The sequence below is a fragment of the Paenibacillus lautus genome, from assembly GCF_050482385.1.
In the GTDB taxonomy this organism is placed as follows: Bacteria; Bacillota; Bacilli; order Paenibacillales; family Paenibacillaceae; genus Paenibacillus_AQ; species Paenibacillus_AQ lautus_B.
Window position 1 is genome coordinate 1 of the sequence record NZ_JBCNHV010000008.1, and the last position, 6,580, is coordinate 6,580.

7 protein-coding genes are annotated in these 6,580 nt (G+C 50.5%); 5 read left to right on the forward strand and 2 right to left on the reverse strand.

Going from position 1 to position 6,580, the window contains the following annotated elements:
* Positions 1 to 139: 139 nt before the first annotated feature.
* Positions 140 to 1,258 carry a non-hydrolyzing UDP-N-acetylglucosamine 2-epimerase gene (gene wecB / locus ABEW73_RS10310; RefSeq protein WP_430164932.1) on the reverse strand — a complete coding sequence of 373 codons (1,119 nt, stop codon included), beginning with the start codon at positions 1,256 to 1,258 and terminating at the stop codon, positions 140 to 142.
* Positions 1,259 to 1,463: 205 nt separating this feature from the next.
* Here wecB and ABEW73_RS10315 point away from each other — a divergent pair, with 205 nt between their 5' ends.
* The 5 genes from ABEW73_RS10315 to ABEW73_RS10335 all read left to right on the forward strand — a co-directional run bounded on the left by ABEW73_RS10315 (position 1,464) and on the right by ABEW73_RS10335 (position 5,307).
* On the forward strand, positions 1,464 to 2,492 hold the full coding sequence (locus tag ABEW73_RS10315) for a glycosyltransferase family protein (protein ID WP_430164935.1): 1,029 nt from the start codon (positions 1,464 to 1,466) through the stop codon (positions 2,490 to 2,492).
* Positions 2,489 to 3,661: a glycosyltransferase family 2 protein gene (locus ABEW73_RS10320; RefSeq protein WP_430164939.1), complete on the forward strand. Its 1,173-nt coding sequence runs from the start codon at positions 2,489 to 2,491 to the stop codon at positions 3,659 to 3,661. The genes ABEW73_RS10315 and ABEW73_RS10320 overlap by 4 nt, the downstream gene beginning before the upstream one ends.
* A 29-nt stretch (positions 3,662 to 3,690) precedes the next feature.
* Positions 3,691 to 4,701: a polysaccharide pyruvyl transferase family protein gene (locus tag ABEW73_RS10325; protein WP_430164943.1), complete on the forward strand. Its 1,011-nt coding sequence runs from the start codon at positions 3,691 to 3,693 to the stop codon at positions 4,699 to 4,701.
* Positions 4,702 to 4,765: 64 nt separating this feature from the next.
* On the forward strand, positions 4,766 to 5,041 hold the full coding sequence (locus ABEW73_RS10330; RefSeq protein WP_430164946.1) for a hypothetical protein: 276 nt from the start codon (positions 4,766 to 4,768) through the stop codon (positions 5,039 to 5,041).
* Positions 5,042 to 5,103: 62 nt separating this feature from the next.
* Positions 5,104 to 5,307, forward strand: coding sequence for a hypothetical protein (locus ABEW73_RS10335; RefSeq protein WP_430164949.1), 204 nt, complete (start codon positions 5,104 to 5,106; stop codon positions 5,305 to 5,307).
* A gap of 89 nt (positions 5,308 to 5,396) precedes the next feature.
* Here the strand turns inward: ABEW73_RS10335 and ftsY are convergent, their stop codons facing one another.
* Positions 5,397 to 6,398 (reverse strand): signal recognition particle-docking protein FtsY, encoded by a 1,002-nt coding sequence (ftsY, locus tag ABEW73_RS10340; protein WP_098747111.1) that lies wholly within the window; start codon positions 6,396 to 6,398, stop codon positions 5,397 to 5,399.
* Positions 6,399 to 6,580 lie beyond the last annotated feature (182 nt).

Sequence of the window (6,580 nt, forward strand, 5' to 3'; positions counted from 1 at the left end):
CGTATCCAAAACGTACGCTCCGCTCCTCACTCCCTAGCTTCATCCAACCTTCTCGGTGCTGAAAACCTGACTTTTTGAACCCACACTTATACTCCATTATACGCGCTGCGGGCATGCAAAATCAAAACCGCCCCCTATATCAGCCACCCTGCGATTGGAAGAATTGCTGGATGGCGCTGACGATTTGGCGGGACGCGGTCCCGTCGCCAAACGGATTACGGGCTCTTGCCATGCTGCGGTACGCTTCCTTATCCGTCAGCAGCAGCTCTATTCCAGCCTGAACCGCTTCACACTCCGTACCAACACATTTTAGGGTGCCGGCCGTGACTCCTTCCGGGCGCTCCGTTTTATCCCTCAGCACCAGAACCGGCTTCCCCAGGGACGGCGCTTCCTCCTGTATACCGCCGGAGTCGGTCAAGACCAGATAGGAACGCTGCATAATATGATGGAGATCAACGACATCGAGCGGTTCGGTCAAGTGGACTCGTTCGTGCCCCTTAAGCTCTTGCGCGACCGCCTCCTGCAGCACAGGGTTCGGATGGACCGGATATATCACTTCAATGTCAGGGTACTTCTGGATCACCCGCTTCACCGCCGCAAACACCCCTTTCATCGGTTCTCCCCAATTCTCCCGCCGATGCATGGTCAACAGTATGAAACGGTTATCTTTCCGTAACTTGTTCTGTATCGGATGCTCAAAAGGAGCCTCGAGCGTCCACTTCATCGCATCGATTCCCGTGTTTCCCGTTACATACACGTGAGCCGAACGATTCTCGGCTTTGAGATTTGCAGCGGACAGTGCCGTTGGGGCAAAGTGCATATCCGCCACTCTGCCGATCCACTCGCGATTCATCTCCTCTGGAAACGGTGCGTATTTATCATATGTCCGCAGCCCTGCTTCCACATGTCCCACCGGAACCTTCGCGTAATAAGCTGCCAAAGCACCAATGAATGCTGTCGTTGTATCTCCGTGGACCAACACAAGATCATATTTTCTCGCTTGGAATACCTTCTCCATCCCTTTTAGCAGGTCAGCGCTCAGACTGTATAAGGATTGTCCTTCCTTCATGACATTCAGATCCGTTTGCGTCTGGATTTCAAAAAAACGGAGCACCTGATCCAGCATCTCCCGGTGCTGGGCGGTTACGCATACGATTGGAGTTAATCCCGGGGCTGACTCCAATTCCTTGACCAAAGGTGCCATTTTGATCGCTTCCGGACGCGTTCCGAATATAACAAGAACATTTTTCTGCTTCACGAACCTTCACCCTCCCCCTTGTTTTATATGAAAAGATAGATGACACCTCATATCTTAAGCATCATATGGAAAATTGATAGATTCGTTCCGGTCATGAGCATGCTTGTAGAAATCAACCATTTTTTGGTCATTCAGCTCATTCGTCCAATTCTATGAAGCTAGCAATGCATATATTATCCCGAGTACAAAGAAAGGAGGAAACCTCTTGGCTGTTATCATTTATCCGAGAACGATGAACTGGTCGTATATGAAACAGAGACCGCAGCAGCTTATGGCTCAATTGGGCGCCCTTGGTCATCAGGTTTTCTTCGAAAACCTGGCACCGCTGGATAAGGAGTTCAAAGAAATTGAACCAAACGTGTTCCTATTCACAGATACCAAAACATTTCTGCACAAAAAGCTGCCTGCCCTTCGCAAGGAACATCCGATTGTCGTCTGGACGACCTGGTCTAAACTCCGTACGCGCATTTCTACACTCTTCAAACCCGACGTCACGATCTACGACTGCTGTGATGAATTTCCGCATTGGGCAAAATATGAACCTAAAATGATTAATGAGGCGGACCATGTCGTATGTACCGCAGAGGTGATTCATACCCGGTTGTCCCTGGCTTATCCGGATAAACCGCTTACCCTGATCCCGAATGGCGCTGACTCTTCATTTTTTCATATTCCATTCAGTGAAAGGCCCGCCGATCTCCCTCCGGGTCCTGTTGTGGCTTATATCGGCGCCTGGGCGTATTGGGTAGATCATGAGTTGTTTGCTAAGGCGGCCCTTCGTTTTCCAAACGTCCAATTCGTTTCCATTGGAGCTCCTTACGGCAGCTCCGGCGATTATTCGAAACTTCCCAATGTGCATATACTCGGTGAAAAGCCGCACCAGGAGCTCAAACGTTATCTGACTCATATTGACGTTGCATTGATCCCCTTCCAATACCACCCGATTACGCTGGCAACCAATCCAGTCAAGGCATACGAGTATCTGGCATCCGGTGTTCGCGTACTGTCAACAGCTCTGCCGGAATGCATTGCCATGGAGCCGCACGTTACCACAGCGACAACCCATGATGATTTCTTGGGCAAGCTGTCCTCCATGCTCCGTCACCCGGACACAGCAGAGCATAAGCTGGCCCGCATTGCCTACGCCAGAGAGAATCGCTGGGTTGATCGCGGATTGAAAGCCGATCAAGTGATCCGGCAGGCTATCCTGGACAAAGGCATGAGCACCCATTGAAACCCTATGCCATACTCCGTACGCAGCCATTCGGCTACAGAGCCACCGATACGTTTGACTATCGTGAACAAATCATTCAGGAACTCTCGCAAATAGACCGTGAGTGGATTCTATGGGGCGGTAACTTGTCCTTTTCCAATAAGAGCGCACAGACTTCCATTCCGATGCCAACCCCTATTCCAGATCATGTTGTCTGTATATGCATGAACGGTGCCCCACTGTATTGGAGAAAAACCTGGCTGCTTGCGGCTCTAACCTACTGGAATAACAGGCTTCCGGCTGCCAAATTTCTGCCTTACGATCTGCTGCCCGCCGATCCAAGCCTTACGATGCATCTGGACCCAACGCAAAATCCTCCGTATCAAAAGGATCTAGAGTATATTCTCCCTATTCTGTCTGCAACAAGGATGCCAGAGAACACCACCAGCTCCAAAGGGACTTTATCCCCTGAAATCCCTCCGCAACCTGTGGTCTCCATTCTGATGAGCATCCATAATATGAAGGACACTTTAGGTTGGAGCATCCGTTCCGTGTTGGCACAATCAAGCGATAACTGGGAGCTGCTAATAGGCGATGACGGCTCTGAAGACGATAGTCTGGAGGAAGCCTGCGCTTATCCTGACAGCAGAATTCGGGTTCTGTCCCAAACGCGCAACCACGGAAAGGCAATCATGATGAATCGGCTGCTTTTTGAAGCAAAGGGTCGATATATCCTGGAATTGGACGGAGATGACTGGCTGGCACCTGATGCGTTCGCACTCCTGTCCAACGCGCTTGACAAGAATCCGGACAGCAGGATGGCCACGGGCCGGTATGGTTGCTGGGAACGCACCCGGCAGCTCGGTCCTTTATGGAGAAGAAACGTTGATTCCGGCAAGCTTTATTCGGCTTGGTCTACTTCCTTAAATCGAACGAATTTACACGGCCACCCGCTCGTCCCCCGTATGTATCGAAAATCATCCCTAATCGCCATTAGCGGCTGGTGGAATCGGGAGGATCGCTTCGGACGTATCTTCGAAGATATCGATGTCACTGCCAGGCTTCTTAAGCACAGCTCACCCGTTCAGGTCGATGCAATCTTGTATCATCGCGTCATTTATGGCAGCAGTACCAGCCAACGTAACCGCAGCCTCTTTGAAGCCTGGTATCAGCAAACACACAAGAGCTAGACAGCGCTTGAAAAGGAGGTGATACGTACATGCATATTGCCGCTTCCGGGTACTATGGAATGGGAAACTTCGGTGATGATTTATTTCTCCACACCCTTCGCCAAGTGTTCCACGATCATCACGTTTATCCCTGGAACTCCCGATTGGATCCCCATCAGACGGATGCCTTCATCATCGGGGGTGGAGATTTAATTACACCCTATTCGTTCAGTCCCTATTACTTTCCGCCTCAGCTCGTAGGACAGCCCACTTGGGTCTATGGCGTCGGCATTGTGGATGCCTACCCCGAACACACCTGGCCTGAAGAGCAGGTATCCGCCTATCGGGATATCATCTCCAAGGCAAACCGCGCGGTGTTCCGGGATGAACGATCGACGGCCATCGCCAAGCGGGCAGGCTTCCACCGAAATGTCGAAACAGCCCCTGACATGGTATTCGGCTATCGTCAGCCCGAAATCCCGGTGAAACGTTTCTCTAGACGTCCAACGATTGGCGTCGTTGTATTTTCCTATACGTCATTTCCGATGGACAACATGACCAAACTGCTGGCACATCTTATCGCCAAAGGTTATCATGCCGTCCTTATCCCGGTCATTCATCATCCGGGCAACGCGTACTCCGATTACGACACATGCCTGCAATTGCAGCAAAAGGTAAAGGAGTCTACACCCGCTGCTTCCATTGAGACGCTGCCGTTTCTCATGGATATTGAGCTCACTTATCGTTTCATTCAATCTGTCGACTATTTGATATCTTTCAAGCTTCACCCGGCGCTAGCCGCTTTACGTGGCGGCAAGCCTGTACTGGCGCTTAGCACCATGAGCAAAGTGCATAGCCTGCTGAGCTCTTTTCAACTCGGTCAGTACTTCACGGATTATCGTCAACCACTAGATGTGCTGATCGATAAAACCGAAACCTTCCTCAAATACGGTCCTGGTCATGTACAACAGATTATGCCCATGATCCGCGCAGCGGAGGAAGAAAGCACTGCTTCGCTTCTCGATTTAAAGAGGCATATCGAAGAGCACAATCGTTGGTAATACAGAAAGGAGAATGACTATGTGTTGCTTCCTGTTCTGCAGAGGACTTGCAAGGCGAGTCAAGATGTTAACACGGCAGGTCGAACTTCTAAGCCAGGAAACCAGTCAATTAACCGAACGGGTAGAGTCATTGGAAAGTCAGGTCCTCACGGGTTTAACGATTAATCCGGAGCTGACTCAATTTTTCGAAGTCCGTACCGGCCAACAAGTCCGGGTCAGCACAACGTTTGTCACGTTGGAAGGGGTCGTTTTGGCTACTGCTGAAGATGGTGTTCAGCTCCGTGAGGCATCTGGTGACCTTGTGCTGATTCCATTCGCCCATATTACTTCCGTTCAGTAATTCCTTCGAATGATGCTGGATATCAGCTTCAAACTTTCATTACGTCAAGGAGGTTAACCGATATGCGCTACGTGGATTGGCTGCAGGGATTTATCGGCTCGGAAACCGAAGTAACGGTGTCGGGAGATGTGATCATTGGCACGCTGACCAAAGTGGGCGAAGCAACCATCACCTTAAAAGTTCCGCCCATCATCTATGGTCCTCCTACAGATACGGCCATCATCCCGCTTCGTTCAATTGAATTCGTTCGGGTCGTCTCTTCATAAAAAGCATGTGCGTAGACCGAGCCGAACATGAAGAAGGACCGAAAGTATATCTTTCGGTCCTTCTGTATACATATTTGATTAGACAGTGTCTAGTCTTGTTGTTCTACAGCATTCTCTTCTTCTTTAATCAAACCCGCGAAGAGGGCATGAACGAACTGCTCCGAGTCAAAGGTCTGGAGGTCGCCCATTTTCTCTCCCAAGCCTACCAGCTTCACCGGAAGATTTAACTCTTGACGAATCGCGATCACGATGCCGCCCTTAGCCGTTCCATCCAGCTTGGTTAATACGAGGCCGGTCACGCCGCTCTTCTCCCCAAACAGCTTCGCCTGGCTCAACGCATTCTGTCCTGTCGTCGCATCAAGGACCATCAGTACCTCATGCGGGGCACTCGGGATTTCACGTTGAATGACGCGGAAGATTTTATTCAACTCTTCCATCAGATTCGTTTTGTTCTGAAGGCGTCCCGCCGTATCACAAAGCAGAACATCCGCTTGCCGCTGCTTGGCGGCTTGAACCGCATCGAACATAACAGCTGCCGGGTCTGAGCCGGGCTGCTGTTTAATGACTTCAACGCCAACCCGTTCTCCCCATACCTCCAGCTGTTCAATCGCACCCGCACGGAACGTGTCGCCCGCCGCGAGCAAAACCTTCTTGCCCTCCTGCTTGTAACGATGCGCCAGCTTGCCAATCGTAGTTGTTTTACCGACTCCGTTAACGCCGACAAACAGAATGACCGTAATGCCATCCGGATTCTCCCGGAGCTCATTGCTGCTGTCATCACGTAGGAGTCCCATCAGCTTCTCTGACAATACCGGCTGCAGATCGGCAGCGTCTTCAATCCGCCGTTTCTTCACTTCGGCACGAAGATCGTCCATCAGATCCATCACGGTATTCACGCCAACATCAGCACCAATCAGAATCTCTTCCAATTCCTCGTAGAATTCTTCATCGATTTTTTTTCGGCGAATCACCAGGTCCGACACTTTCTCGATAAATCCCTTCCGAGTTTTCTCAAGTCCGTCGCGGAACTGTTTTGTTACGTTTTCCGTTTTGCTGGAAATGCTCTCTTTTAACTTCTTAAAAAAGCTCATACGTTCCCTCCATGTCGTTTATGTTAAAGTACGTGTTCAAAAAGGTCGGTTTTCAGCACCAAGAAGGTTGGATGAAGCTAGGGACGTCAGGAGTGGAGCGTACGTTTTGGGTACGTGAGCACCGGAAGGCCCGGCTGAATTCAAGATTCGATGCCGAGTGCCTTCCTGATTCACTTCGTGTT